This window comes from Chryseobacterium sp. 22458 (genome assembly GCF_052044975.1).
Classification (GTDB): Bacteria; Bacteroidota; Bacteroidia; order Flavobacteriales; family Weeksellaceae; genus Chryseobacterium.
The window spans coordinates 62,122-85,795 of the sequence record NZ_JBQEOA010000006.1; the positions used below are offsets into that span (position 1 = coordinate 62,122).

At 37.3% G+C, this 23,674-nt stretch carries 23 protein-coding genes; 4 read left to right on the forward strand and 19 right to left on the reverse strand.

The window, feature by feature from the left end; genetic code table 11:
• Positions 1 to 142: 142 nt before the first annotated feature.
• The gene (locus tag ACTJJF_RS18900; RefSeq protein WP_440700654.1) at positions 143 to 1,681 is read right to left on the reverse strand and encodes a SulP family inorganic anion transporter; all 1,539 of its coding nucleotides are present in this window, start codon (positions 1,679 to 1,681) and stop codon (positions 143 to 145) included.
• 617 nt (positions 1,682 to 2,298) lie between these two features.
• On the opposite strand from ACTJJF_RS18900, the gene ACTJJF_RS18905 reads away from it, so the two are divergent.
• Together ACTJJF_RS18905 and ACTJJF_RS18910 are read left to right on the forward strand one after the other, a co-directional pair.
• The gene (locus tag ACTJJF_RS18905) at positions 2,299 to 2,727 is read left to right on the forward strand and encodes a transposase (RefSeq protein WP_312302001.1); all 429 of its coding nucleotides are present in this window, start codon (positions 2,299 to 2,301) and stop codon (positions 2,725 to 2,727) included.
• Positions 2,728 to 2,738: 11 nt separating this feature from the next.
• Positions 2,739 to 3,077, forward strand: a complete 339-nt coding sequence (locus tag ACTJJF_RS18910) for a helix-turn-helix domain-containing protein (protein WP_440700655.1) — start codon at positions 2,739 to 2,741, stop codon at positions 3,075 to 3,077.
• Between the two features lie 273 nt (positions 3,078 to 3,350).
• Here the strand turns inward: ACTJJF_RS18910 and ACTJJF_RS18915 are convergent, their stop codons facing one another.
• The 5 genes from ACTJJF_RS18915 to ACTJJF_RS18935 all read right to left on the reverse strand — a co-directional run bounded on the left by ACTJJF_RS18915 (position 3,351) and on the right by ACTJJF_RS18935 (position 6,651).
• The gene (locus ACTJJF_RS18915) at positions 3,351 to 3,578 is read right to left on the reverse strand and encodes a phosphate ABC transporter substrate-binding protein (RefSeq protein ID WP_312301997.1); all 228 of its coding nucleotides are present in this window, start codon (positions 3,576 to 3,578) and stop codon (positions 3,351 to 3,353) included.
• Between the two features lie 123 nt (positions 3,579 to 3,701).
• The gene (locus ACTJJF_RS18920) at positions 3,702 to 4,235 is read right to left on the reverse strand and encodes a DUF6584 family protein (RefSeq protein WP_440700656.1); all 534 of its coding nucleotides are present in this window, start codon (positions 4,233 to 4,235) and stop codon (positions 3,702 to 3,704) included.
• Between the two features lie 46 nt (positions 4,236 to 4,281).
• The gene (locus tag ACTJJF_RS18925; protein ID WP_440700657.1) at positions 4,282 to 5,151 is read right to left on the reverse strand and encodes a nucleoside hydrolase; all 870 of its coding nucleotides are present in this window, start codon (positions 5,149 to 5,151) and stop codon (positions 4,282 to 4,284) included.
• A gap of 59 nt (positions 5,152 to 5,210) precedes the next feature.
• The gene (locus ACTJJF_RS18930; protein ID WP_440700658.1) at positions 5,211 to 5,870 is read right to left on the reverse strand and encodes a hypothetical protein; all 660 of its coding nucleotides are present in this window, start codon (positions 5,868 to 5,870) and stop codon (positions 5,211 to 5,213) included.
• 154 nt (positions 5,871 to 6,024) lie between these two features.
• Positions 6,025 to 6,651 (reverse strand): hypothetical protein, encoded by a 627-nt coding sequence (locus ACTJJF_RS18935; protein WP_440700659.1) that lies wholly within the window; start codon positions 6,649 to 6,651, stop codon positions 6,025 to 6,027.
• A 686-nt stretch (positions 6,652 to 7,337) separates the two neighbouring features.
• On the opposite strand from ACTJJF_RS18935, the gene ACTJJF_RS18940 reads away from it, so the two are divergent.
• Positions 7,338 to 7,790 carry a VOC family protein gene (locus ACTJJF_RS18940; protein WP_440700660.1) on the forward strand — a complete coding sequence of 151 codons (453 nt, stop codon included), beginning with the start codon at positions 7,338 to 7,340 and terminating at the stop codon, positions 7,788 to 7,790.
• The gene (locus ACTJJF_RS18945; RefSeq protein ID WP_440700661.1) at positions 7,780 to 7,977 is read left to right on the forward strand and encodes a hypothetical protein; all 198 of its coding nucleotides are present in this window, start codon (positions 7,780 to 7,782) and stop codon (positions 7,975 to 7,977) included. Before ACTJJF_RS18940 ends, ACTJJF_RS18945 begins: the two co-directional genes overlap by 11 nt.
• Here ACTJJF_RS18945 and ACTJJF_RS18950 read toward each other — a convergent pair.
• The 13 genes from ACTJJF_RS18950 to ACTJJF_RS19010 all read right to left on the reverse strand — a co-directional run bounded on the left by ACTJJF_RS18950 (position 7,967) and on the right by ACTJJF_RS19010 (position 23,634).
• Positions 7,967 to 9,310, reverse strand: a complete 1,344-nt coding sequence (locus tag ACTJJF_RS18950; protein WP_440700662.1) for an SWIM zinc finger family protein — start codon at positions 9,308 to 9,310, stop codon at positions 7,967 to 7,969. The two genes, ACTJJF_RS18945 and ACTJJF_RS18950, sit on opposite strands and share 11 nt — an antisense overlap.
• Positions 9,311 to 9,313: 3 nt before the next feature.
• Complete coding sequence (locus ACTJJF_RS18955; protein WP_440700663.1) at positions 9,314 to 12,007, reverse strand: DUF6493 family protein; 2,694 nt, start codon at positions 12,005 to 12,007, stop codon at positions 9,314 to 9,316.
• Complete coding sequence (locus ACTJJF_RS18960) at positions 11,988 to 14,534, reverse strand: DUF6493 family protein (RefSeq protein ID WP_440700664.1); 2,547 nt, start codon at positions 14,532 to 14,534, stop codon at positions 11,988 to 11,990. Before ACTJJF_RS18960 ends, ACTJJF_RS18955 begins: the two co-directional genes overlap by 20 nt.
• Positions 14,535 to 14,618: 84 nt before the next feature.
• The gene (locus ACTJJF_RS18965) at positions 14,619 to 16,880 is read right to left on the reverse strand and encodes a hypothetical protein (protein WP_440700665.1); all 2,262 of its coding nucleotides are present in this window, start codon (positions 16,878 to 16,880) and stop codon (positions 14,619 to 14,621) included.
• A gap of 127 nt (positions 16,881 to 17,007) precedes the next feature.
• Positions 17,008 to 17,559, reverse strand: a complete 552-nt coding sequence (locus tag ACTJJF_RS18970; protein WP_312301985.1) for a 3'-5' exonuclease — start codon at positions 17,557 to 17,559, stop codon at positions 17,008 to 17,010.
• Positions 17,560 to 17,672: 113 nt separating this feature from the next.
• Positions 17,673 to 18,215, reverse strand: a complete 543-nt coding sequence (locus tag ACTJJF_RS18975) for a 3'-5' exonuclease (RefSeq protein WP_312301984.1) — start codon at positions 18,213 to 18,215, stop codon at positions 17,673 to 17,675.
• 87 nt (positions 18,216 to 18,302) lie between these two features.
• A complete protein-coding gene (locus ACTJJF_RS18980) occupies positions 18,303 to 18,866 on the reverse strand; it encodes a metallophosphoesterase family protein (protein WP_440700666.1) in 564 nt (187 codons plus the stop codon).
• A 151-nt stretch (positions 18,867 to 19,017) separates the two neighbouring features.
• Entirely contained in the window at positions 19,018 to 19,962 is a 945-nt protein-coding gene (locus tag ACTJJF_RS18985) for a peptidase (protein ID WP_440700667.1), read from the reverse strand.
• 142 nt (positions 19,963 to 20,104) lie between these two features.
• On the reverse strand, positions 20,105 to 21,118 hold the full coding sequence (locus tag ACTJJF_RS18990) for an RNA ligase, Rnl2 family (RefSeq protein WP_440700668.1): 1,014 nt from the start codon (positions 21,116 to 21,118) through the stop codon (positions 20,105 to 20,107).
• A gap of 4 nt (positions 21,119 to 21,122) precedes the next feature.
• Positions 21,123 to 21,686 carry a DinB family protein gene (locus ACTJJF_RS18995; RefSeq protein ID WP_440700669.1) on the reverse strand — a complete coding sequence of 188 codons (564 nt, stop codon included), beginning with the start codon at positions 21,684 to 21,686 and terminating at the stop codon, positions 21,123 to 21,125.
• Positions 21,673 to 22,056 carry a cyclic-phosphate processing receiver domain-containing protein gene (locus ACTJJF_RS19000; RefSeq protein ID WP_440700670.1) on the reverse strand — a complete coding sequence of 128 codons (384 nt, stop codon included), beginning with the start codon at positions 22,054 to 22,056 and terminating at the stop codon, positions 21,673 to 21,675. Before ACTJJF_RS19000 ends, ACTJJF_RS18995 begins: the two co-directional genes overlap by 14 nt.
• A 4-nt stretch (positions 22,057 to 22,060) precedes the next feature.
• Positions 22,061 to 22,846, reverse strand: coding sequence for a hypothetical protein (locus ACTJJF_RS19005; RefSeq protein WP_440700671.1), 786 nt, complete (start codon positions 22,844 to 22,846; stop codon positions 22,061 to 22,063).
• An 11-nt stretch (positions 22,847 to 22,857) separates the two neighbouring features.
• Positions 22,858 to 23,634: an ATP-grasp domain-containing protein gene (locus ACTJJF_RS19010; protein WP_312301975.1), complete on the reverse strand. Its 777-nt coding sequence runs from the start codon at positions 23,632 to 23,634 to the stop codon at positions 22,858 to 22,860.
• Positions 23,635 to 23,674: the final 40 nt, after the last annotated feature.

The following is a 23,674-nucleotide window of genomic DNA, read 5'->3' on the forward strand; positions in this document are numbered from 1 at the left end:
ATTTTTTCTTACAGTCCTTGTCTGGTTATGAGGAGTTTTTATAGTGAAAAGTCAATCGTCAATTCGCTGAGCTGTCAATTTTTTCATACTACAAAAATTCACGATTCACTTGCGAAGCAAAATTCACTGATTGACTTCTTTCTTATTTTTCCGGCATCACCTTATACGTCGGATCTTCCTGAATATCTATTTCAACTACTGCTTCCGCATTTTTCAATATTTTCCTACAATCTTCGCTAAGGTGACGTAAACGTAATGTTTTATCTTGCTGTTTATACCGTTTGGAAAGCTTATCCAGTGCATCAATCGCACTCATATCTACGATACGGCTTTCTTTAAAGTCAATGACAACCTCATCGGGGTCATTTACCGGGTCAAATTTTTCAGCAAAAGAGGTAGCGGAACCAAAAAACAATGGGCCATAGATTTCGTAATGCTTTACACCGTTTTCATCGATATGCTTTCTTGCACGAATCCTTTTGGCATTGTCCCAGGCAAAAACCAGGGCGGAGATAATTACTCCTACCAATACTGCCAGGGCAAGGTTATGAAGAAGAATCGTGATCAGAGCGACTGTAATTCCTACAAATATGTCAGACCGTGGCATTTTGTTGACAATCCTGATAGAAACCCACTGAAAGGTACTGATGGCAACCATCATCATCACACCTACCAATGCCGCCATCGGAATTTTCTCAATGACAGGAGCACCAAACAGAATAATGATCAGAATCATGACGGAGGCAATAATTCCTGATAGCCTGGCTCTGGAACCTGCATTAAGGTTAACCAGCGTCTGCGCCACCATGGCACATCCTCCCATTCCACCGAAAAAACCGTTGGTAATATTCGCTACTCCCTGTGCTACCGATTCTTTATTAGCGCTTCCTTTGGTATTGGTGATTTCATCAACCATTGATAACGTCAGAAGGGATTCGATCAGGCCTACTCCTGCCATAATCAGTGCATAAGGGAAAATGACCTGTAAGGTTTCAAGGGAAAAAGGAATCTGTGGAATATGAAAGCTTGGAAGACTTCCACTGATATGGGCAATATCTGCTACTGTTTTAGTCTGAATATTGAACCCCAGCACTACAGCAAATATGACAATAATAGCCGCTAAAGATGCAGGGATGGCTTTTGTTATTTTCGGAAAGAAATACACCACAGCAATAGTAAGGGCGGTTAAGCCTGCCATTACATATAAGGCACTTCCCTGGAGCCAGCTCACTGCTCCGTTATTGTCTGTAATTTTAAACTGTTCGATCTGTGCCATAAAAATGATGACGGCGAGACCATTCAGAAATCCGTACATTACCGGCTGTGGAATCAGTCTGACAAATTTTCCCAGCTTAAAAAGTCCTACCATCATCTGAAGAATTCCCGCCAGCGCAACAGTAGCAAAAAGGTATTCTACTCCATGAAATTTTATAAGTGCGATCAGTACAACAATAGTGGCTCCTGCCCCTCCGGAAACCATTCCCGGGCGACCGCCCAAAACTGCCGTCACCAACCCCATCATAAAAGCTGCATAAAGTCCTGTAAGCGGAGAAAGACCGGCCAGAATCGCAAATGAAAGAGACTCGGGAATCATGGTCATCGCTACGGTAAACCCTGCCAGCAACTCATTTTTATAATTGATTTTTGTCGAAAAGTCGAATAAGCTTATGGTATTTTTCATTGCGGGGCAAAGGTATATACTTACCGGATGGTACACAATTTTTTCTCATTCTGTTTTTTAGATCCATAAAACGTTTTCAAATAATTCACACTTCTGTTCACATAATATGTTAATTTTAATTAAAATTGGATGATAACCAGACTTTTTTGTATTTCTTTCTGTTTTTGCTTTTAATTTTTGTTTACATTTGAATGCAGATAAGTGATTATCCGGTACTAACAAAAACATTCGACATGTAAGCAGCTGTTTATCAAAAAACAGCTTAGAAAAATAGAGTTGCATGAAGGAACTTTAATAGGTTATATATTATTCACACAAATGGCAGGAAAAGAAGTTTGAAAAAAGAAGAGTGATAAGCCCATGACCATAAGGAATATATTTCCAAGGATACATTAAAGTGACAATTAATATTTCCTTTTAACGAATCACGTCAATCCCGGACTGATTTCTGAAGATTTCCATCCTACAGGTTATTTTCAGAATTTCAGAATATTGGGTTTTGCTTTTTCTCAATTTCAAATTTAAGTGAATTATATTCTGCCATGCATGATAATATTTATCGCCTATTTCCGTTTTTTGATGCATAAGTTTTAATTTAAAGATAATATTCAGTAAAAATGTTATATAAAGAAATCCATATTGGACAGTTTATTAAGGAAAGGGTTGATGATAATGAAATAGCTATGGAGAGGATCTGCAAATTTTTGGGCAGTGATGAAGAATCTGTGGAAAGGATGTACGCCAGTAAATCTATAGATGCGGATCTTCTTCTAAGGTGGAGCAAATTACTGGAATATGATTTTTTCAGACTGTACAGCTCTCACCTGATTTTATATGCACCTCCTTCAGCAGCACATAAAGCACAGCAGAAGTCTGATAAGATTCCTTATTTCAGGAAAAATATCTACACCCAGGAGATCAAAGATTTTATTATGAAAAGAATTCTATCCGGGGAAATGACACAGAGCGACGTCATTAAAGAATATTCTATTCCTAAGAGTACTCTGCACAGATGGCTTCAGAAGAGTGATACTATTAACGGATAAACGAAAACGACATGCGTCCCAATTATAAAAAGATCTATCAGGATATGCTGAGACTGGAACATCCGGAGAAACTGAAGGATCCCAAGATCAAAGAGCTTCTTGAAAAACTTCATACGACTGAAGATGTGCTTAAATTCAATGATAGGCTTTTCAAGCATTCCAGAGAAAACCAGAAGCTGAAGACTTATGATAAAAAGACTATGCTTAAGCTTCTTCAGTATCAGAAAAAACACGGGCATTCCACCAGCTATATGTCCAGAAAATACAAAATAAGCAGAACAACTCTTTCAAAATGGAAGCAGATGTTTGAGGAGGAACTTGAAAATACAATGAAAAAAGTCGATCAATAGATCGGCTTTTGTTGTAATGGTAACTATAAAAAACAAGGGCTGCGTATTACTGGAATCCAATCGGATAACCTTCCGGAATGACCAGATTTCGTTATTCCTTCCCATCATATATAGTGAAGTTTTTCCTAACGACACTTATTGTCTATAAAAGCCGAAAACGGGAATAAAGGAATGTTTAGAAAATTATGATACAAAGATTATTTCCTCCTCCCCGCTTGCGGCTTTTATATATTTTTAAAAATATTCTGATTACAAAGGCATAAAATTCGGCACTTACTTTTCATTTTTCCATCGGGTTCTTCTGTATTTTTTCCAGTTTCTCTGAAACTTCAGCTCTTTTGCATTGATCACTTCAATGCCATGTGGAAAACAGTGTGAACAACCCATTTCATTTCCGTACATCAGTCTTGAGATTTGTGTTCCGGAAATTTTCCCAGGGAAATCAATCCATCCATCTTCATTGATTCCGAAAATGTGTTTTAATGTCTTATTTTTTTTCATAAGTATTGAGTATTAACCTCAATACACTGCTTCTTTAAGATCCGGTTTATAATTGTTCATGGTTATTAGTTATTTCGTTTACAAATTTATCTACCTTCTGCGCATTCTTTTTACGCAGTTTGTTTAATGGGAAAATAATAAAGAAATCAGTTCTAAAAGTTTGAAGATTCCTAAAACAGGAAGCAATATCACCAATCCGATTAACAGACAGAAAAGCACTGTCTCCGGAAAACTGTTTTTAGCGGCAGACTCAGAGTAATTTCCTTTTTCTCTGGTCTTAGGTTTAAAATCCGGTATATGGTTTGTTTTTTGAAGACTGTCTGTTTCAAGGTCTGCAAAAATTTTCATGGCATATTCGTTAAGTTCAGCTTTATTTCCTCTGAACACAATATCTTTCAGAATAGCATTTCCTGAATTGCTTAAAGATTTCCTGTATATATCCACCGCGTTTTTCATTTCATTATTTTCAGGCTCTGATAAAACCCATAATTTTCCGGCTTCATCAAGGAAACCTGCCTCATAATAAATCTGGCCCAGTTTTTTCCTCAATGAAAGATCATCCGGAAACTGATTGATCATATTTCTTAATCTGTCACAGGCTTTTTTCTTTCTGCCTTCTTTCAGATCTTCATCGATTCTTGAAAATAAATCTCTCATTATTTCTAATTCATGCTGTTCAAAACTAAAAATTACATCACTTAATTTAAGGTTTGATCACCATCCAAAGATCTGTGAGATCAGGAATGTAACTGGTGATCAATGATGCAGGTTGCTCCGGATATTTTTCTGCTTCCAGGCAGCCCCATTCTCCTCTTTTTCTATACGGGATCACTTCTGCCCAAAGCGCTTTTGAAGGATCAATGGCCAGTAAAGCAGCTACAGTATCATGAAGTGCCTTTTCTTTCAGCTCTACCGCATCCAGGAAGAGCCTAAGCCCTTTATTGTGATGGCGAAACGGAATGAGCAATTCAGCATCTTCTTTGGTAAATACTGCACCGTGACAAACATTTTTACTGATCATACGTCTTTCCTTCATTGGAATGGAAAGTAGTGCTTCGGCAGCAAGAGGATTACCATTCAGATTAAAGGTTGGGCATGTAAGTTTTCCGTCGAATTTCTCCAGACGGTATTCTTTCGGAACGATATTGTCTCCTGCAAAACCTCCCTGGCAAAACCAACGGTCAAAGAAAACTCCTGTTTCGAATAAAGCATGCGAATTTGTAAGGGCTGCTCCCGTTAATAAAGTACAGTCCGGAAATTGACGTAAGGTTTCTGCCATGATATTGGCTGCTGTATCATCAGCGTCTGAGTGTTCGAATTTCCCCACCCAATTCCGATGAAAATCAGAAACACGTTTTGCTTCAGATTTGGGAGTTCCGGCTCCGATGCGGACGTCTTCCCTGTCAAGAATCCGTAAAATATGGCGTACGACACCAATCTGGTCGGTTCCTCCAGGATGTACGGAAACACTCACCAGATGAACTTTCGGGTGCGTTGCCAACACAGCAAGGGTCATGGAATCGTCAGGATCGGCGGTTTCCATATCAAAGTGAAAAGGTAATTTATGTTGCATCTTTTTTTTTATTTAGTGAATTCATTTTAATTAAGATTGAGAACACAGATTTGAACATATTAATCCATACCTGTTAATAATCCTGCAATTCTTTCTTTATTTTTAATATCGGTCTTTTTCAGTAGGGCTGAAATTCTGTTTTTGAAATTGGTCTGCCGCTGCAGTGCTTTTTCAAATTCAGCTTTGAGTTCAGATTCTTCTATCTCAACAAGAATTTTTATATTTCCGGGATCAATATCACCGGATTCCGTATACTCTGAAAAGCTTATTTTTCCATTTTCTTTTCTGTACAGAACCCATGGGTGACCGATCCACATCATTGTCCATTCTACAGACGGATTGGTAAAAATATCCTGCCAGTTTTTCAGATCAGACATATCGCTACAGCAGGTCGGCTTAATATATATTGTATTGTTTTTTTCCAAAGCAAGCCCTCCGTCAAAAGCCAGTACAAAATTTTCTTCTTCGGAATCTTCTTCAATATCCTTCAATCTGTTTTCTAAGATCATTTGAAGATTTTCATCATCAATAGTTCCGATATCTGCCAAATAGGATCCTTTCTCAATAATTTTAAAATTAAAATTGAGTTTAGAAGCTACTTTTTCCCATCTGGAAAACCATTCTTCGGGATCAGGGTAATCTGAAGTTTCCGGCAATTCATAATCATCTTTAGCGTACAGTAGCGGACTGATTTCAATTACATTTATAAGTTTTATCATAATGGTCTGTTTTTTTTAGCCCCGATCGCAACGGCATCTTTTTATGAAATAGCTTTATCAAAAAGCACCGGCGAAAAAGATACAGTGGAAAGCGGGAATAAGCTTCTCAAGATATTAATGATTTTTAAGACATCTATTAATATCGCTTATTCACTTAATCATAATCATCCACTGCGAAAAAGGTAATTTGTCCCCGGTTAATATCTATGAAAATATAGCCTTCAAAGAGCCCAATCATAAAATTTCCCCATTGTTGAAAATAAAGGTTTCTAAAATGACTGTCTTCGGTAAACATCCGACTACTGAAATCATTGATCATTTTTGAGGTCTGTTCGGCTGAAACTTTCCAATCATCATAAATGCTGCTTTTTATAGCAGTTTGAAGCAGTCTCTTTTTCATTTCATTTTCTGAAAGCTCAGCAAAGGCCAACTTCCTAAATCCTTCCAATTCATCGTAGGGCGGATCAACCGATAAAAACGCCTCACCATTTCCGAGATAAATGTCCAAACCGGCCAAGCTCTGACTGTCCAACAGATAATACATAAAATCCTTAACATCATCTGCTGCCGACCTCATATTTAGATGCATAGCATCCGTAACCGAATACATGGAATGTAAATAATCCCTGAATTTTTCTGAATCACAGCACTCTATGGTTGCCAGTACAAAACCACCATTGAACTTTAACCGAGCGTATTCTTTTATTAACTCCGTTTCCCTTAAGCCAATATCTACCTTTTTAAAGTTAAGAGAAGACAATTCATGAAATCTGTTATCCATTGATTATAATGTTAGGATTTTCTATTTATTTAAAAAAACAGTGCTTGTTACAACACTACTTTCTGTATCATTTTCAATGCTGATTTCCGGTCTTCCAAAGCCTTCAAAACATCGAAATTTAGAAAGCCAGATACTTTCTCTTTGATTTCTGTTGCAAAGTAAAAACTGTATTGCGCAGTGTTTTTGCGTAATGTATTTTTTATAATTTTTATTTTAATATGTAAATGGTGATGGGTTCTTTGGTATGCTCAGCGTTATAAAAAAGCTAAATGTCAATAATACTTTTTGCAGATGATAGGTTGTGATACGCAAGGGTGTAGAAGGTATTTTAATGACTGGCGGGGTAAGGCGCAAGGATTTTATCTCCGATAAAATTGAATACGGCATATTATCTCTCGCTGATTGTGCAGATTACGCAGATTTATGTGCTGAATTATTGGTGCTGAATTAAGTTTTGGCTAAAGCCATCGGAATTTTTGGTTTATTTTAGTTTGGCCGGGCTAAAGCCCGCCTCTATTGATATTTTAATGGTTGTACAGAAAGACAATAGTTGTTTAACGGCAAGATCTTTATCTTTTATCTTCTAATCATAAAATCCGTCTATCATTCATTTTATATAAAGAAATCATGATTTTCTCTTTTTCCAGCCTCTGTTTTCTAGCTTTGCTTTTATTAAAATGAAAACTATGATTAAAGGATTATATGAAACTCATATACAGGTAAGTAATTTGGAAGATGCTATACAATTTTATACGGAGGTATTGGGATTACAACTGGCTCACAGGGATGAAACCAGACCTATTGCATTTTTATGGGTAGGTGACGGGAAAGAATTTATGTTGGGCTTGTGGGAACAGAAAGAGAATCTTCAGACGAGGCATTTTGCTTTTTCCAGCAGTAAAGAGGATATTTTAAACTATGCTGTAAACTTTTTGGAAAATAAAGACCTGAAACCATACAATTTTCTCAAGAACGGAACGGTTGAGCCTATGGTATTTGCATGGATGCCTGCACTTGCGATCTACTTCAATGATCCGGACGGTAACCAGCTCGAATTTATTTCTATTCTGGATGGTGAAGGTAAACCGGAACTTGGGGTAATTACCTATGAAGAATGGATAAGCAGAAATGAGATGTAAAAGATTCTTTATTATTTCACAGCATGTATTTTCTGACTTACACGCTTACGATTTATCTCTCGCTGATTTTGCAGATGACGCAGATGCTTGTGGAAAACTCTATGGAATGATGATCTGCGAGAAAATAGTAATCGCCACAAATTCTTTATTTGTGGCGATTATAAAGTTTATTCTTGTTAATGACTAACCAGTTTCTTTACGGCCAGCATATGTTTGCAAGGCCCTCTTTCTCCCTGGTATTTGCTGAACCATTCACATGTGCAGCGTTCTTTTTCATCTTCAATGATCACTGTGTGGTGTACACCGGTACCTTCTACCCTGGCTTCGGTTCTTTCTTTGCTGTTATTCAGGATTTCTACTTTTCCGTCTGCAATAAGTTTTTCCGCATTTTTCATGCGGGGATTCATTTCCAGAATACGGCTCAGTTTGAAAGGTAATCTACGGTAGAAAAATTCTTTATCATCCAGGTCATATCCCAATAATCCCATGGCAGCAAGTCTTCCCGTAAGATTTTCTGTCTTTGTAAGGCTTATATTTTCTTCAAGAGCCAGTACAGTTCCATTAAATGACTGATTGGCGTAAGCATATTTATCTAAAGCATCTATCCACTCATCAGGAACTTCTGATATCAGGCTTTCAAGTATTGCTCCTTCTCCTGAAAAGCCTCGCCAGCTTTCTCTTGACAAAGAAAAACTGAATCTTATATTTCCCATATAAAGCTGCCAGGTTGTAGACTGCATATTAGGATGTGAAAAAACCTGCATATGATCTATATACGAAAGCAAAGGTTCCAGGAGACGAAGCCTGTGAAGACCTCCCACGCACATAGCATCTGTTGATTTCACAGGTGAAAACATAGGTTTATTACCTCTTACGATCAGATAATAGTCTGATTTTACCACTCCTTTCGGCATTCCACGGAATAGCTGCTGGGCCTGGATTTTGTTGAAGGTATGTCGTTTTTCTGATTCGGATAAGTAGACCTGTACTGTTCCCAGGCCTTTGATCCATTTTACTGGCAGCGGGACTTTTCTTTCCACGACTTTCTTGTCTTCTTTGTACAGTCCCACTTCTTTTTCACCAACAGAAAGCATGATCTTTTCATTGGGACGTATACTTCCCAAAGCGGTTATCATCGGCTGATTAAAGTCTACATTGGTAGTTCCGTTTTCCAAGAACTCTCCATCCAGTCCGCCAGGCAGTACATCTACTCTTGCATATACTCCTGCACAATGAGAAAATCCTTCAAAGCGAAGTCTTTCATTTCCAGCTGTCACCACAGGGTCTTTAAGCAGAGCCATCTGAAACGGTGACAGGCTAAAGCTTGATTTCACAATATTAGAAAGTGTAATCAGACAACGGGCCAGAATAAAGGGCTGCCCAACATTCCCCCAGAAAAAGCAGGGAGCATCGATATTTTTATGTATCTCACTGTATTTGGCGAGAAACAGTTCTTCCATAGCATCTTTCCTTACCAAAGAGGATGCCCTGGAATAGTTGTAAATAAGCGTATCTTCCATAATTTATTTTTTTAGGAGAAGATTGCAGATTTTTTTCAGGCTTGAGTTTTCTTTCCAGTCATTGAGTTTTTGAAGGATAGGGGCACTGGCTTCGGACTGGTTCAAAGCCAATACTTCGTGATACACTTCCAAAAGTTTCTTAAGGTTGGTTACCGGTTCTTCCATCTGAAGCAGAATATTGAAGATAAGCTCTTCTAACGCTGCATTATGGGTTTTGCTCACATTCAGCATGTGATGTTGTATAAGGTCTGTTAATCTTTTCACAGGAGCCCATTCCAGTTTTTCATGCAAGCCGATCACTTTCCCAAGCTGGGCGTTATCCATCATTTGATGAGATACATGTTCCAGCCAAATTTCAGCCGCTGTCCCACGGATGGTTTTATCTCCATCCAGGAAAATGGTTCCCAGGAAAAGATACCCCATTCCATCCAGAGGTTTTTTGATCTGATACAGGGCCTGAGCGGTATTCAGGACAAGGTTTCTTTCGTATACCTCAGCAATTCCTGAGTAGAAAAGACAATGTTTGATTACCTTGGCCAAAGCATTGGCAGGAGTGTTCGGAAAGCACCACATAAGTGCAGGAATTTCAGAAAGTTCTTTCTGACCGGCAACAAAATACTCCACGAATAAAGGTTCTTTTCTTTTCTCAAGATGATATTTCGGAATTGTAATATTCAGTTCAACAGGATAGTAGGAATTTTTCTTGTTATCGATTGTCTTCCACTGGTATTCTCCTGAGATAAATTCTACAGGGATATTATCATACCCGAAGCTACTAAATTCTTTAAAAACAGTTTTTGGTGAACGGGTGATTCCTGCTGTCATCCACCATGAAGGATGCTCAATTTTCCCTTTCGGAACAGCATTTTTACCAAAGAAGAAAAGCAGAAGATCCTTAAACTCTCCTTTTAATTTTTCTTCCGCCAGCACCAATGCTTCTGAGATATTATCTAAAGCACAGCGTTGCAAAGCCAGCTGAACATCAAGATAATGAGGTTCAATATTTTTATTCTGATAGATTTCAAGTTTTTCTACCAGACTTACAGGAGATACCCAGCAAGGTGAATGGGTAATGGCAAACAGCAATGGTACATTATCTCCTGATTTTATTTTTTGATTAATGTATATGGCAAGTTCTCTGAAAGCTTTCATTGCAGGAGATTCTGCTCCCACTTTCTCTACAGGACCTAATTTTTTCTGATAATTGGAATAGGTTTCTCTGGCAGCTTCTTCTTCAAGTGTTTTCTTATATATTTTCTCCAGATTTTTAAGCTGATCCGGATATTTTTCCAGAAGATTCAAACCATAATTGATAATCAGGTTGCAAAGTAAAACACTCAGATAAGGAACTTCCCATTTTGAAATAGTTTTACAGGCTTTCAGAAATACTGGTTCTATTAGTTTCACAGATTCTGCATCCACCTCATTCGCAAACCTGATAAATCCGTCCAAAGCAATATCACAATGCTGGCTGTATGGATCTTCAATGGCCACCGGAAGGAAGAACATAAGGTCTTCAAAGTTTTCCAGGACCCTGACTTTGTTGGCATCTGAAATCAGGAATGGGCTTTCAGTGGTAATCACTTCCAGTTCCTGCTGGTTGTCTTCTATATATTTTTCAAGAAGAGGCCGTACATTGGTCAGGATATTGTCTGAATAATGAGATAATGCCTCTTTTATATTTTCAGATGGCGGAATATATTTCAGAATAATTTTAGCTGCTTTGGTCTGTATACCATCATCTTTGCTTACAAAAGCTGTACTCAAAGCCATACCCAACATTTCCGGATCAAGCCTCTTTCTCTGGAAAATCTTCTCTGTGAGAGATAAGCCTGAAGCAACTACTGTCTTAACTTCTGAGCTTAACAAATTCGGAAGATAATGTGAGAGTTCCTCAGTTTTGATTCCGGCTCCTGCTATTTTTTTCAGGTGATTCAATATGGTATTAACTGCTTTTGATTGTGCAGATGCCAGTCCTGCCAGCAATTCGTCCTGCAGTTCAATCAATTCATTTTCTGTAGGCTTCAATGCAGTAAATGCGTCCATAAACCAGCCTGTAACATTCTTGTTAAAGTTACGGTTGGCAGCCAGCAGGCATTCTCTTAAAAATCGTATTCTTTCAATCTTCTTTTCTCCTACCAGCTTTTGAACCAGGGGAAACCATTCTTTACGGAACGGCAATGATTTTGACGGGTATTCGCACAGATACCAGAAGTGGGTTTCAAGGGTTTCAGGGTGCTGATCCAGATTGGAGGGATAATTGCTCAGATGATGTCCCAGCAATTCAGGTCTGGGCTGAACGTAGCCTTTTTTCGTCCATCCTAAAATGTCCTGATAATTAAAAGCTGTAAATTCCGCATCTACAGATTCATTGATAAAATCAGAAAACCATTCCGGGCATCCCCATTCCAGAATCTGTTCTGCCTGTTCTGCATTTCTGAAAAGACTCCAGTAATTTTTACCGAAGTTCTTTTTATCCATACAGACAAATGAAGCAATATCGATGATTGAATGCTGATTGGCAGAACCTACAGTATGATAGGAATTTTTGGTCATCACAATCTTGCTGATCTCACGCTCCATCTTTTTTATGGAAGGCACCAGGGTCTTTCTTTCTTCTGCTGTAAGCCGCTTTAGAAAAGGGATAATCTCATGTATTTGTTCCTCATTAAGGATCTCATAAAGTCTTTCTTTCATTTGTTTTAATTTGATGTATAATTTTTTTCAGGTTATTTTCTTTTTCCCATTCTTTAAGCAGGTTTGAAACAGTTTCGTCTGTGACAGACTGATTCTGATTCAGCAGCTCATAATAGAGTTCTAATAGTTTTTTCAGATTAAAGACCGGCTTTTCCACAGCTGAAAGAATGGCGGTCAGCAGTTTTTCAAAAGCAAGGTTATGACTGGTACTCAGATTGATAAGACCAGACAATCCGTCTGTGAATCTTTTGACAGGAGCCCAGCCGAAACTGATCTTTTTACCGATTACCGTTCCCAGTTCGCAGACTTCAAAATCATCGGAAACTACCCTGTTTATCAAGGCTTCAAAAGCCATACCAGAAAGTGTTCTGTCTTTATTAAACAGTCCCGCAGACAGGAATAAATAATGTACCGGCTGAAAAGGCAGGTTCAGCTTCATCCATGCATCAAGAAAGTTCACATTTCCTTTTATATCATACTGATAATCAGAGTTTGATAGATTTTCATTATATTTTTTTGAAATTACAGACCCTGAAAAATAAGGAGCTGTATACAAAATTGAGATCAGGTCATCATGATAAACACCATGATAAGAGTTGAATATATAATCAAGGAAACAGGCATTTTCCGGAAGTTCTTTTTTATTACTGATGGTTACCAGTAATTGAGGAATTTCTTCTGTAATATTCCATTTATAGATTTTCCTGTAACTGAATTCCCGGTTGAAGCTACCATCCAGATAGACGCTGTCATATTTTTCTCTGAAATAATCCGGTTTGAAAAGCGGTTTCAGAAGTTCAGCATATTTTTCATCCAGTTGTTCCTTTGCATATTGTTCTGCTTTGGTCAGATTTTCTTTTTTCACCCGGAGTATTGCAATTTGCAGATCAAATGGAATCGGCTGTTCGCTCTGCTGTTGATAGATCTTCAGTTTATCCACAAGATTGTTTGCTGTAATCCAGCAAGGGGTATGGTCAGGAACCGACAGAAGCGGAAGTTTTTTATGCTGCTTCAACATTTCAAAAATTCCTGACAGAAGCTTGTGATAAGCCTGGAAAACCAAAGGTGTTTTTTTCTCACACCAGTTTTCCAGGTCGGGAAATTCGGATTTTGCATGAAGCAGTACCGTTGATTTCTTTTCCTGTTTTAATAAGCCATAGTTTATAAAAAAAGTGGCTAATAGATGCTGAAATCCACCTGTTCCTTTCTTTTTCAATGCTGCTTTGAAAGCCGGTTCCAGCTTATTAAAATGGTCTTCATCCAACTCGTCGTTGAAGTGTACCAGTGCTTCCAGAAACTGGTCAAAGTGGTGGGTTTCAGAATTGCTGAAAACCTGAGGAGCAAAGAATATAAAATCATCAATGGTCTGAATAGGTGTAACAGGCTCAGAACTATGCCATGGCACAGCTTCATAATTTTGTTCTTCTGTCTTTCCCGGTTTTTCTTTTTGTATCAAAAGTTTATCCAGCAATGTTCCGGCATCGGAAAGTAACGATGCTGTATATAGCTTTAATTCGGCCTGTAACTTTTCCGATTCTGTATTTCCGTATTTAGCGATGATCTTTGCTGCTTTTGTCTGAAGCGCTTTATCTTTATTCAGAAAAACAGGTGTCAGAAGAAGACAGATATTTTCATGAAAAGCACTGTTTACTTTTGCTATTTTCTCCAAAGCCAGCAATAATGCATTCACAATATTTTTGGTGGGAAGTGTGATCAGAGATGATGAAACCTGAAGAAAGTCTTCTGTTTTAAAAGCTTTTTCTGTGAGAACCTGATTGACAATTTTTAATACTCCCGGGAATAATGAAGTCTGTGTTGAATGAAAGATCATCAACAGCTCATCCTGTAATGCAAGAATTTCTTCACGGGTAGGTTCAAGATAGGTGAAAAGTTCCAGGAACCACGTATTGTGTTCTTTGGAAAAATTAAAATTTACGGCTTTAAGACTTGATCTTAAAAGTGCTGATCTGTCAATTTTACGATCTTCAGCAAGCATTTTCAGCGTCTCTTTCCAGTTTCTTTTACCATAGTTTGAGGTAATTTCTGTTTCATATTCGAAAAGAAGCCAGATATGGGATTCTAATGTAACCGGGTAGGTAAATAGAATTTCTTCCGAAGTATTGTCTGAATCCCATGCAGATGAGAGAAGGGATGCACTTATTTCATCACTTAACTTAAGATAGCCTTTCTGCTCCCATTCCAGGATTTTCAGATAGTCAAATTCTTTTAAAAACGAATAGTTTTCTCCTAGCCAGTCCGGAATATAGGATTCAAACAGTTCATCAACCTTGTCAACCGGTATTGAATAATATCCGGGACTTAGTTTTCCGTATTCGGCACTGGTTTTACAGCAGGCTAAAGCAGCCAACACAGAGATATCATTGTGCCCCCATTCTTTATTGATATGTTTTTTTAAAAGAGCAACAATTTCTTTCTTATCTTCCGGTGTAAGTCTTGTAAGAAAAGGAACAATTTCCTTGATTCTATAGTTTAAATAAATGGTCTTAAACTCGTCCTCAATTAGCATAAATTCATTCTTGTCAGCTAAAATAACAAAAAATGATCTTCAGGCTTTAAATAATCCCTTAAAAGTGAATTTTTTAACAAAACTTTATGCTTTTAACAGGAGGTTTATCAGGAGTTCTGAATAAAAGTTAACAAAAATTTTTCTATCCTCTGTATAAAAAAGGTACAGATCTGTAGCCTTTCCGGATATCACTTTTCTGAAACTTACATCTTTCATAGAGGATTCTATGCTATGACAGTCTATTTCCCTGGTATTCAAATCTATTGAAAAACGGGCTTTGATTCCGAGTCCAAAGAAACCGGTTTCAATGGTATTTTTCTGTTTGCTGATGTTAGAGAAATACATCTGAGATCGTAATCCCAGATCCGGAACCTTTGTAAGATAGTTTTCTAAAGATTCCTCATTGCTTAAAAAATGGTAGGTTACATATTCTTCATCAGCTATTTTAATTTTTGAATCTGATATCAGGAGCGTCATTTCACTTTCTGTTCCGGTTTCATTCCCATACAGCATTTTGCTTATCGTGAAATCATAATACGGAAAGGCCGGATTTTCCGGAACAAGGTCTTTCAGACTTTTATAATAATCCTGGGAAAGCGGCTCGCTGCCAAAATGTTTATTTTCAAACTTTTCTTTGGAATGGTGTTCAGGAAATATAAAACGGTTATCTGTATAGCTTTCTACTTCCCCATGTCTGTTAAAATTTACCTTAATATACTTTCTGCCCAGTAAAGGTGACACCTGTTCATACAATGTTTTGGTTCCTGAGATCAATTGTTCTGAAGCAGCATCGTATACTATTTCTGATACGGTTCTATAATAATTGTCATATACCACAGTTCCTGAAAATTCTGCATTTCTTCCTACCCAATAGTCTCTTGTAATAAAATCATACAGAATGTAATGATTAACTGTTCTCCGGTTGTAATAGATTCTATCAGAATTATCATGAAAAGTTTCAAAGTCAGGTACCTCTTTCATATCATCATAATAAGATGAAGTAAAGGTTATATATTTTTGCTCTTTCAGATCCTTACCGGAGTACGCTGTGTATTTTCTTCTTCTTAATAATCTTTTTCCTTTATATGTTTCTTCAGAATACTCATAGAGTCCTTTTATATCTTTTTCAGAGACCTCTTCATCCAGATGATTTTTATAAACGGTTACCTTTAGCGGCTGGCTAACTTCCGGAATTTCCGGATCAGCGGATACAAAATACCTTCCATACTCCGATTCAAAAAAACCGTCCTGATGCATCTGGTCTACGCTGTAATAATCACCGTCCCAGTCATCATACAGATCAACACCCTCTGTTGTAAGTTTTCCTTCGGCGTTATATTCAAAATAGGTTGAAAGAGAACTTACCGATCCGGGAAAGTGAGGAAATTTACGGATGAGTATAGTGTTTCCGGTACTGTCGTCTATTTCCTTGTAAAATATACGTTTACCCTGGGCATCCATCACCCATATTTCTCTTTCATCTACTTCTGTTTCGTTTTTTTTGTATCGTATAATCTCCCATTTTTTAAAGCCGTTTTTTTCTTCTCTCAGATAATGTACATCGATGAGATAGTTAAGGTCTTCTTTTGAGCGTTTAAAAGGCTGATGATCATCAATAAAATACTCTCTTTGATTCATTTCAAGCCTTTTGAAAGTATCAATTCTCTGAAGCTGATCCTGTATATATACTTTTTTAATAAATTCCCTTTCAAAAAAAGCTTCCTGAAATGTGATTTCTTTATCCTCATAGAAGGAAAAATAACGTATGGCTTCCCGTTTCAGTTCTTCTCCGGAAGGGAAAAACGGGGAAAATTTCAAGTAATAATCCGGAGAAACGGAACTGTTATTTTCTGCTAAAACTTCACTGATATTTTTTATAAATGATTCTTCATCCAGATAGGGTTTCCTTCCGTCAGAATAGTTGAATTCACGGTAGCCTCCTTCTTTCAGGTGAATGTATTTTTTCAGGTCTGTTCCATATTGGTTAACAGTAAAAGATGCTATTTTCCTGTCATCAAAGTCTGAGAGATAAATTTCTTCTTTCACAGGAAGAAAATTTTTATATTGTTTGTCCTGAACAAATTGATATTGTCCAGTATTTTCAATTCTTATGATCCGGACACTTCTCAAAAAAGCATGGGCTAAAAGAATTTCTTCATCTGAACTTTTTTCTTTTTTATCAGGATAAAGAGTAATGGAATCCAGCTGTTCTCTGACCCATAGTTCTGTTTTCTGCAAAACCTCATCTGCATAGATATGTTTAAGATAGCTATTATTCTCATGAAGTCGGCTTTCTTCGAGTATTGCTTTTTGATTTCTTGTGGTATATAGGATTCTTGTTTTCATGATGTCTTAAAAGTACTGAAGAAAATTTTATCTTCAAATAAAAAATAAGGATTGCGTTATTAGTCTGATTACAAAAAGACTCCCTTTTTCAAGAGAGTCTATATAAAAATATTGTTTGAGAATACCTTTAATTTTGATTCAGACACCAGTGCAGGATCTTGGCAATATTCTTCGCATCATCCACTCCTCTGTGATGGGTACCTTCAAGTGTAAATCCTAATTCGCCCAAAGCTCTGTTCATTCCTACACTTTTTCTTACGGCAGGATGAAGTTCACCAAATAAGGTTTTTACGTTGATATGATCATCTCCCATCGGATAATCTATATAGAATCTTCTGGCCTGGCTCTGAAGCATATTCAGGTCATAGTTTCCGTAGCTGGCCCACGTCAATTCTTCAGAATCGTATTCTGCTCTCAGGATATCGAATGCATCTTCCAGCATTATCCCTTCACTATCTAACTTATTTTGGGTAAGGGTAGTCAGTTCTGTACAAAACGGACTTACCTTTGAGAATTGGGGTTTTATTAAAATCCCTTCATTCCTGGAAATCCTGCCGGTCTTCGCATTCATAATACAAACACCGATCTCAATGATCTCGCTTTCCTGACCTCTGGGCGGGCGGTTTTCCCAACACGTTGCTTCAAGGTCTATAATTAATATATTATCTGTTGTTTTCACTTGTTTAAAAATTTAATTGTTAAAGGATGGAAGAGGTATGCGGAAAGAGGAAAGTTTTCATAAAATCAATTTACTTCCAGTCTCCTGCTTCAGCCTTCCAGTCTGATGACTATTTACAGAATTTCACTTAAAATTCTGGCTGTATTATAAGCATCGTCTGCTCCGCTGTGATGATTTCCTTCAAAATCCATATTAAGATAATCCAGCGCTCTTTTGAGCCCCATCGATTTATGAAGCCGAAAATGTTTTCTGAATTCATACATCACATTGAGGTAGTGTTTTGAAAAAGGGTTTTCAATTCCGAGCCAGTCGCATTGTTCAATGATCTGCTCGCCGTCGAAATTTCCGTATCCTGCCCAGGTGAGCGGCTTTGAGTTATACTCATCCCTTATTTTCTCACAGGCTTCTTCAAAGTAAATTCCTTTTTCTTCTATCAGCTGCGGTGTAATTCCGGTAAGCTTTGTACAGAATCTGTTGATTTCTGATCTTTCCGGAATGACATAGATGCTTTGTTTCTGGGAAATTGCTTTTGATGTTAAGTTTAATCTGCAAATTCCTATTTCTATAATATCGACTTTCTGTGCATGCGGGATTCTGTCATTATCCCAACAGGTGGCTTCCAGATCGACAATTAGTATTTCATTGGTTGTTTTCATGTTTTTAGTGTTAAAAATCAGAGGTTGGGGAGATCAGCAGTTTCCATGTCATTTATTTCCAATTTCCCTAATCTCCGGTTCCTCCACTCACTCTCTCGGGCCAAACGGAGGTGCCCAATTTTTCTGCTTCATAATTTCTTTGACTTCCTCGTAGGAAATGGGATAGAAATCATGACAGTCTACGCCTACATCAAAGCTCAAAGCGCTCTCATCATCCGGTAACGTTCCGTGTGAATGGCCGTATAATTGCCACACTCCACGGTGTGATCCGTTCCAGGTACGCATGGCGTAATGAAAAAGAATGATCTTCTGTTTTCCGTTATTACTGTCCGGGTCATCAATTCTGAGTTCGTGATAATCTCTGATGGAAGCAAAACGTTTTGGATAGGTCAATGCTGCACCTTCATGATTTCCTTTGATCAGATGGATGTTTCCATTTAACCTGTCTAAGATTTCTTTTGTAAAATCCGGCTTTCCGAGACTTAAATCACCTAAATGGTAGACGGTATCTCCGGGTTCAATCCTCTCGTTCCATCTTCTTATCAGTTCTTCATTCATATGTTCCATAGACTCAAAGGGTCTTTCGGAAAATTTTATAATATTTTCATGACCAAAGTGATGGTCTGCTGTAAAAAATATATTAGGTTTCATTTTTTTAATTGTTGTTTAACTATAAAAAGGTCAATACACTCAATGTCATGTTAAAAACAGACTTTAGTATTGATATTCATTTTGAAAGGCAATTCTTCCTCCTCAGGAATGACAGTTCCATTTTATAGTTCGGGTTTAATAAAATTTTTAATTATTTTTTGTGAAATGCTTTATAAAAAGCGGTTTCAATTTCTTCCTGGTCGGTTTCCGTATATCTTCTGGAAAAGTGAATAGGAATGGCTTCTTTCACCTTACATTCATTCATGATCTTTCCTGAAGCAGAAGCAAAACTATGGTAATTCAGTGTTGCAAAATCCTGATCGGAATCTTTGTAAAAACTTTCGATATACACCAGATCCACTTCTTCAAAAACTGTTTTTATTTTCTCATAATTCTCTTCAGATGCGGCATGATCCATGATCACACCCAGTTTATAACCGGGATTCCTTGTCAACAGAGAAAACAATTCTTCTGCTTTATAAACGGTTCCTTCGATCTCAATTTCCTTATCGGGATCTTGATTTTCAAAAGCTGCTTTCAGTTCGCTGATCCATTTTCCTTTTCTGAATCCGGAAACGTTTTCATTAAAAGTGACTGAATCTTTTTCTTTGAACAGATACGCAACAGAGTCTGTTTTGTGATTCAGAACGGCAAAATCAACATTCACATATTCATCTTCATAAAGGAAATCCTGTGTCTTTACAAATTCTGGATTCCAGTAAGGCGGTCGAAGGGTATACACACGGATCTCTTCTTTTGACACGATCTCACGGATCTCATATTCAATCGCTTTTTCGTCTATCAGATTCCAAGTGTAAGACTTCAGTCTCGCTTCTACCTGCTGATGGATATTCCCAGGGCCACAGATCACCACTTTTTCTCCGCTTCCGATCTGATGTCTGAAAATACCGTCAAAATTTGAAAAATGATCAATATGGGTATGACTGATAAACAACGCTGATAGTGACTGTACTTCTTTTACCGTCAATAAACTTGCTTCTCCGCAATCGCATAAATAGTGTTTCCCGGAATTCGGAACTTTTATTAATATACTGATGTCTTCTTTTAAAAGACTTTTTATTTCTGCCTGTAACATTTTTTCATTTTTTAATTAGCCCTTAAATCTTTGATTTACCATCTCTTCAGAAAGGAATGATCTCCTACTGAATGATTAATGGGCTCAACATTTTGTGGCTAAGTTTACACATAAAAAAGTTCCGGTAAAAATTTACCGAAACTTAAACTTTAAGAGTCATCAACTCTTCTTTTATAAAACTGATCACCAAAGCATTCAACTTTTTGTTGATCCTTTTCTGTTCTTCTTTTTCAATGGCAGTAAAAACTGACGGGAAATCTTTTTCAAAATCTTCTAAAATATCCTGAGCAAACAGACCAATTACCTTACCTGTCATTTTAGGTTCGAATTCGCCGATTTTGCTCACCACATTATTCAAACGGTTTACCGTTACATATCTTTGAATTTCTTCCCAGATATTTTGAGCGGTTTCGCTGAAATGAAGCTGTTTCTGAACAGTTTTTTCCTGTTTTTTGACCATTTTTGACTTTTCGATCCATTTTTCGTTTTTATTTTTCAGAATAACTCTTGCGCCATTTCCGAAATATCTGGTTTTTAAAGTCTTGATAATGGTTCCTTCACACATATTGTTTAATTCAGGAAGGCCAAACCAACCGGGAATTTTGGAATTGAAAACATTGGGAAACCTCAAAGCTTCCTCCAAAGTTCCCTGGAAAAGGGTTCTTGCATAGAAAAATCCTGTTTCCTCAAAAATCTGATTGATAATTTCCGTATCTAAATAGGTAACTCCATTCAGTTTAATATCGAAGGCGTAGAAGTCATTGTGAGGGGCATATTCAATTCCTTTCTGCACTTTCACAGCATCTTTTACAGGTTCTACCTCTTTATGTTTGTAACCACCACCGAACAATTCACCGTAGATCACTACAGTTTCAATATCCGGATGCATGTTTTTTACCTTCCGGAACACTTCTATTACATTTTTTCTGTAGCGTTCAAGAATCTGATGTGCATTGAAAAATTTTTCATCCTTTTCGATGAAAGCAGTTCGCTTTCCGATTTTAATTTCTTTTCCGTCGGTAAAGAAAGAGAAATTAGCTCCGTGAACTTTTTCCTGTACAATGAAAACCTCATCCCCAAAACCCTGTAGTCTGATCTGATCGATCACACGGGTCTGGTAAGCATTTTCTATAGAGTTATATGTTTTGAAAATCATTTCTTTAATTTTTTAATAGTTCCCTTTCATTATTTTCCATCTGGGTAAGGTGTCTCTGAGCATGAAGAGAGAGGAAATAAATATATTCATACACGTTTATTTTTCCCAGTTCATTCACCGTCATCATTGTTTTGTAAAGGAGGCCCTGCCCCTTTTTCATCAGATCAAAATACCTCATACACTGATGATACTGCTGAGTAATTAAGTTTCTTATTTCACTTAATTCTATTTCTCCTTTCGGTTCCATATGTTCCGGTCTTATCCATTCAAAGGCACCATATTGGCCTACTTTTTCAAAATATTCTTTATCGAAACTGTAGTTTCTGATTTCAGATTCCAGATCAAGATCAAGGCTATTCCGCATTGCTTTCTTCGCTCCTTTCTCAATGAGGATCAGCAGGTAGAAATTCGTAAGATAAATATGTTCCAAAATCTGCTGAACTGTCCAGCCTCCATTAGAAGGCTTATAGTTCAACGTATCTTTATCTTTTTCAAACCACCTGTCAACTTTGTCAAAACTGAATTTCAGATGTACTTTGATATCGTTAATCAATCTAAAAATATCCATTACAATTTTTAAAGTTTTCTAAAAGACTGATAATATTTTTCTTTCCTACAGGGTTCATGGAATGACAATAGAATTTGGGTAAATCTAAATAGTTTTCCATACAGTATTCCGTAAGCCATTTTGCACAATCGTAGCCTGTTTTTTCTATAAATTCCTTAGCGTCCGGTTTCAGATAATGTTCATCTGCAAGGTCATGGTCAAAAGAGATGATTTCCGGAAGTCCTTTTTCCAAAATCCTGTTGACAAACTGCTCGTAGTTTCGAACGATATGCCAATCGCTTCTGAGGAAAATATCCTGTCTGGTATAATGATAGGTCTCAATAGGATATCTTATATCATCCAGAAACAATAATCTTTTTGTCCTTTCCATTGTTTTAATTTTTATGAATCCAATCTACCACAGTTTTCAGAAAATGTAATCTTACGTCTTCAAATCTGGTGATATTCGGAATGTGATTGATCTCCAGCAAATGTTTTGTACCATCCTTTTGAACGATATAATCATTGGCAATCACTGTCATTCCTATCTTTTCTTTTAAAGTCAGGGTATCTTCCAGAAGTTCAGGATCAATTTCCATAAATCCGGCATTATCAGGATGAATTGACTTGAGCCATGTGCCTCCTTCCAGTTTTATCTGCCAGGATTTTCCACCGATATGTAAAATTCTTACCGCTTCCCCTTCAAAATAAGGTTCAAGAACTGCATTTTCCGTACTTTCCCAGCTTCCTGCGAACTTATGTTTATTCTCTCCACAATGCCAGTTGCCCCATTTGGCGACCATCTCGGTTTCCGTATTCACATAAGCACCTTCAGAAATAAACCCTCTTGGAGAATTAAATTTTGAATATTTCATCGCTCTGGCCAGACAAGGAATTTTCAGTCTGCAATCAAGCATTCCATGAGCATCAGGAAAACATGGCCCGTTCCACAACGCCAGTCCGGCAATGAAATCGAGATCTTCTTCAAAGATTCCGTGATAGACAATTTTGTCTACCGGAAGCATTCCAACGCCCTGAGCTTTTTCGACATATAATGTTCCGTCAATCACTTTTATTTTCGGAATTGACTGATGCCAGATCATGAGGCCATCATAATGTTTCCTTATATATTCGTATTCCTGTTCATGTAAGCCTACAATGGCTATTCTATTGTGAATCATATTATTAATTTTTATTTTGAAAAGTAGATATTCAATGCTTTGATCACACTTTTCACATTGGTATTGGGGTAAAATCCTGAGCTGTTGATACAGTTGATTTCAACGATCTTCCAGCCTTCATCCGTTAAACAGATATCCATTACAAAGGCTTCTTCCAGATTGAAAATCTGAATCATTTCATTGGCAAACCTGAATCCGTCATCTGAAACTTTTTCTTCAAAGGGTGCATTGTCATTAAATTTGTAATATCCACCATCGATGATCTGTCCGCCTACGATCCAGAGCCTGGCTTCTTTTATGGTCCGCCTGGCTTCAGAAATCTGAACGAGAGATTCCCGGGTAATTCTATTGGTTTTATTTTCTAATGCTTCAAAAACAAAGTCTTTCCATTCTGATTCTGTGAATACTCTTCCTGTGAAGATCTTCGCTTCGCTGTAAGGTTTGATGAATTTTGTTTCTCCTTCTTTCCAGCTCAGACCTTCAGAGATTTTATGCACGGAGACTGTATGATTCAGAAGATTTTCACCATAATGCTGAGCATACACTTCATACAGGTGATTTCCTCCGTAAAAAGAACCAGGAAACCAGTCTGAATTTTGTCTGGCCAGTCTTGCAATGGTTACCGAACCGTACACGAAAACATCCTTACGGTCTGTTTCAAACTCTATCTTTTCTGCAGTTGGCGGAATGTTAATGACATCATAATCGATGTTCAATTCTTCCAATGCATCAAAAATTTTAGGATGATCCGGATCTAAATATACATTAGCCTGAATTAAAAAATACATGGTTACTAGTTTTAATTTTTATATTTTAGGAGGGAAGTTC

Excerpts from the sequence above, each read along its gene's own strand:
- ACTJJF_RS18990 (WP_440700668.1), bottom strand. The coding sequence starts at position 21,118 with ATGATTTTCAAAACATATAACTCTATAGAAAATGCTTACCAGACCCGT.
- ACTJJF_RS18925 (WP_440700657.1), bottom strand. The coding sequence starts at position 5,151 with ATGCAACATAAATTACCTTTTCACTTTGATATGGAAACCGCCGATCCT.
- ACTJJF_RS18965 (WP_440700665.1), bottom strand. The coding sequence starts at position 16,880 with ATGAAAACAAGAATCCTATATACCACAAGAAATCAAAAAGCAATACTC.
- ACTJJF_RS18950 (WP_440700662.1), bottom strand. The coding sequence starts at position 9,310 with ATGGAAGATACGCTTATTTACAACTATTCCAGGGCATCCTCTTTGGTA.
- ACTJJF_RS19000 (WP_440700670.1), bottom strand. The coding sequence starts at position 22,056 with ATGGAAAGGACAAAAAGATTATTGTTTCTGGATGATATAAGATATCCT.
- ACTJJF_RS18930 (WP_440700658.1), bottom strand. The coding sequence starts at position 5,870 with ATGATAAAACTTATAAATGTAATTGAAATCAGTCCGCTACTGTACGCT.
- ACTJJF_RS18995 (WP_440700669.1), bottom strand. The coding sequence starts at position 21,686 with ATGGATATTTTTAGATTGATTAACGATATCAAAGTACATCTGAAATTC.
- ACTJJF_RS19010 (WP_312301975.1), bottom strand. The coding sequence starts at position 23,634 with ATGTATTTTTTAATTCAGGCTAATGTATATTTAGATCCGGATCATCCT.
- ACTJJF_RS18905 (WP_312302001.1), top strand. The coding sequence starts at position 2,299 with ATGTTATATAAAGAAATCCATATTGGACAGTTTATTAAGGAAAGGGTT.
- ACTJJF_RS18960 (WP_440700664.1), bottom strand. The coding sequence starts at position 14,534 with ATGCTAATTGAGGACGAGTTTAAGACCATTTATTTAAACTATAGAATC.
- ACTJJF_RS18915 (WP_312301997.1), bottom strand. The coding sequence starts at position 3,578 with ATGAAAAAAAATAAGACATTAAAACACATTTTCGGAATCAATGAAGAT.
- ACTJJF_RS18920 (WP_440700656.1), bottom strand. The coding sequence starts at position 4,235 with ATGAGAGATTTATTTTCAAGAATCGATGAAGATCTGAAAGAAGGCAGA.
- ACTJJF_RS18955 (WP_440700663.1), bottom strand. The coding sequence starts at position 12,007 with ATGAAAGAAAGACTTTATGAGATCCTTAATGAGGAACAAATACATGAG.
- ACTJJF_RS18910 (WP_440700655.1), top strand. The coding sequence starts at position 2,739 with ATGCGTCCCAATTATAAAAAGATCTATCAGGATATGCTGAGACTGGAA.
- ACTJJF_RS19005 (WP_440700671.1), bottom strand. The coding sequence starts at position 22,846 with ATGATTCACAATAGAATAGCCATTGTAGGCTTACATGAACAGGAATAC.
- ACTJJF_RS18940 (WP_440700660.1), top strand. The coding sequence starts at position 7,338 with ATGATTAAAGGATTATATGAAACTCATATACAGGTAAGTAATTTGGAA.
- ACTJJF_RS18945 (WP_440700661.1), top strand. The coding sequence starts at position 7,780 with ATGAGATGTAAAAGATTCTTTATTATTTCACAGCATGTATTTTCTGAC.
- ACTJJF_RS18975 (WP_312301984.1), bottom strand. The coding sequence starts at position 18,215 with ATGAAAACAACCAATGAAATACTAATTGTCGATCTGGAAGCCACCTGT.
- ACTJJF_RS18980 (WP_440700666.1), bottom strand. The coding sequence starts at position 18,866 with ATGAAACCTAATATATTTTTTACAGCAGACCATCACTTTGGTCATGAA.
- ACTJJF_RS18935 (WP_440700659.1), bottom strand. The coding sequence starts at position 6,651 with ATGGATAACAGATTTCATGAATTGTCTTCTCTTAACTTTAAAAAGGTA.
- ACTJJF_RS18900 (WP_440700654.1), bottom strand. The coding sequence starts at position 1,681 with ATGAAAAATACCATAAGCTTATTCGACTTTTCGACAAAAATCAATTAT.
- ACTJJF_RS18985 (WP_440700667.1), bottom strand. The coding sequence starts at position 19,962 with ATGTTACAGGCAGAAATAAAAAGTCTTTTAAAAGAAGACATCAGTATA.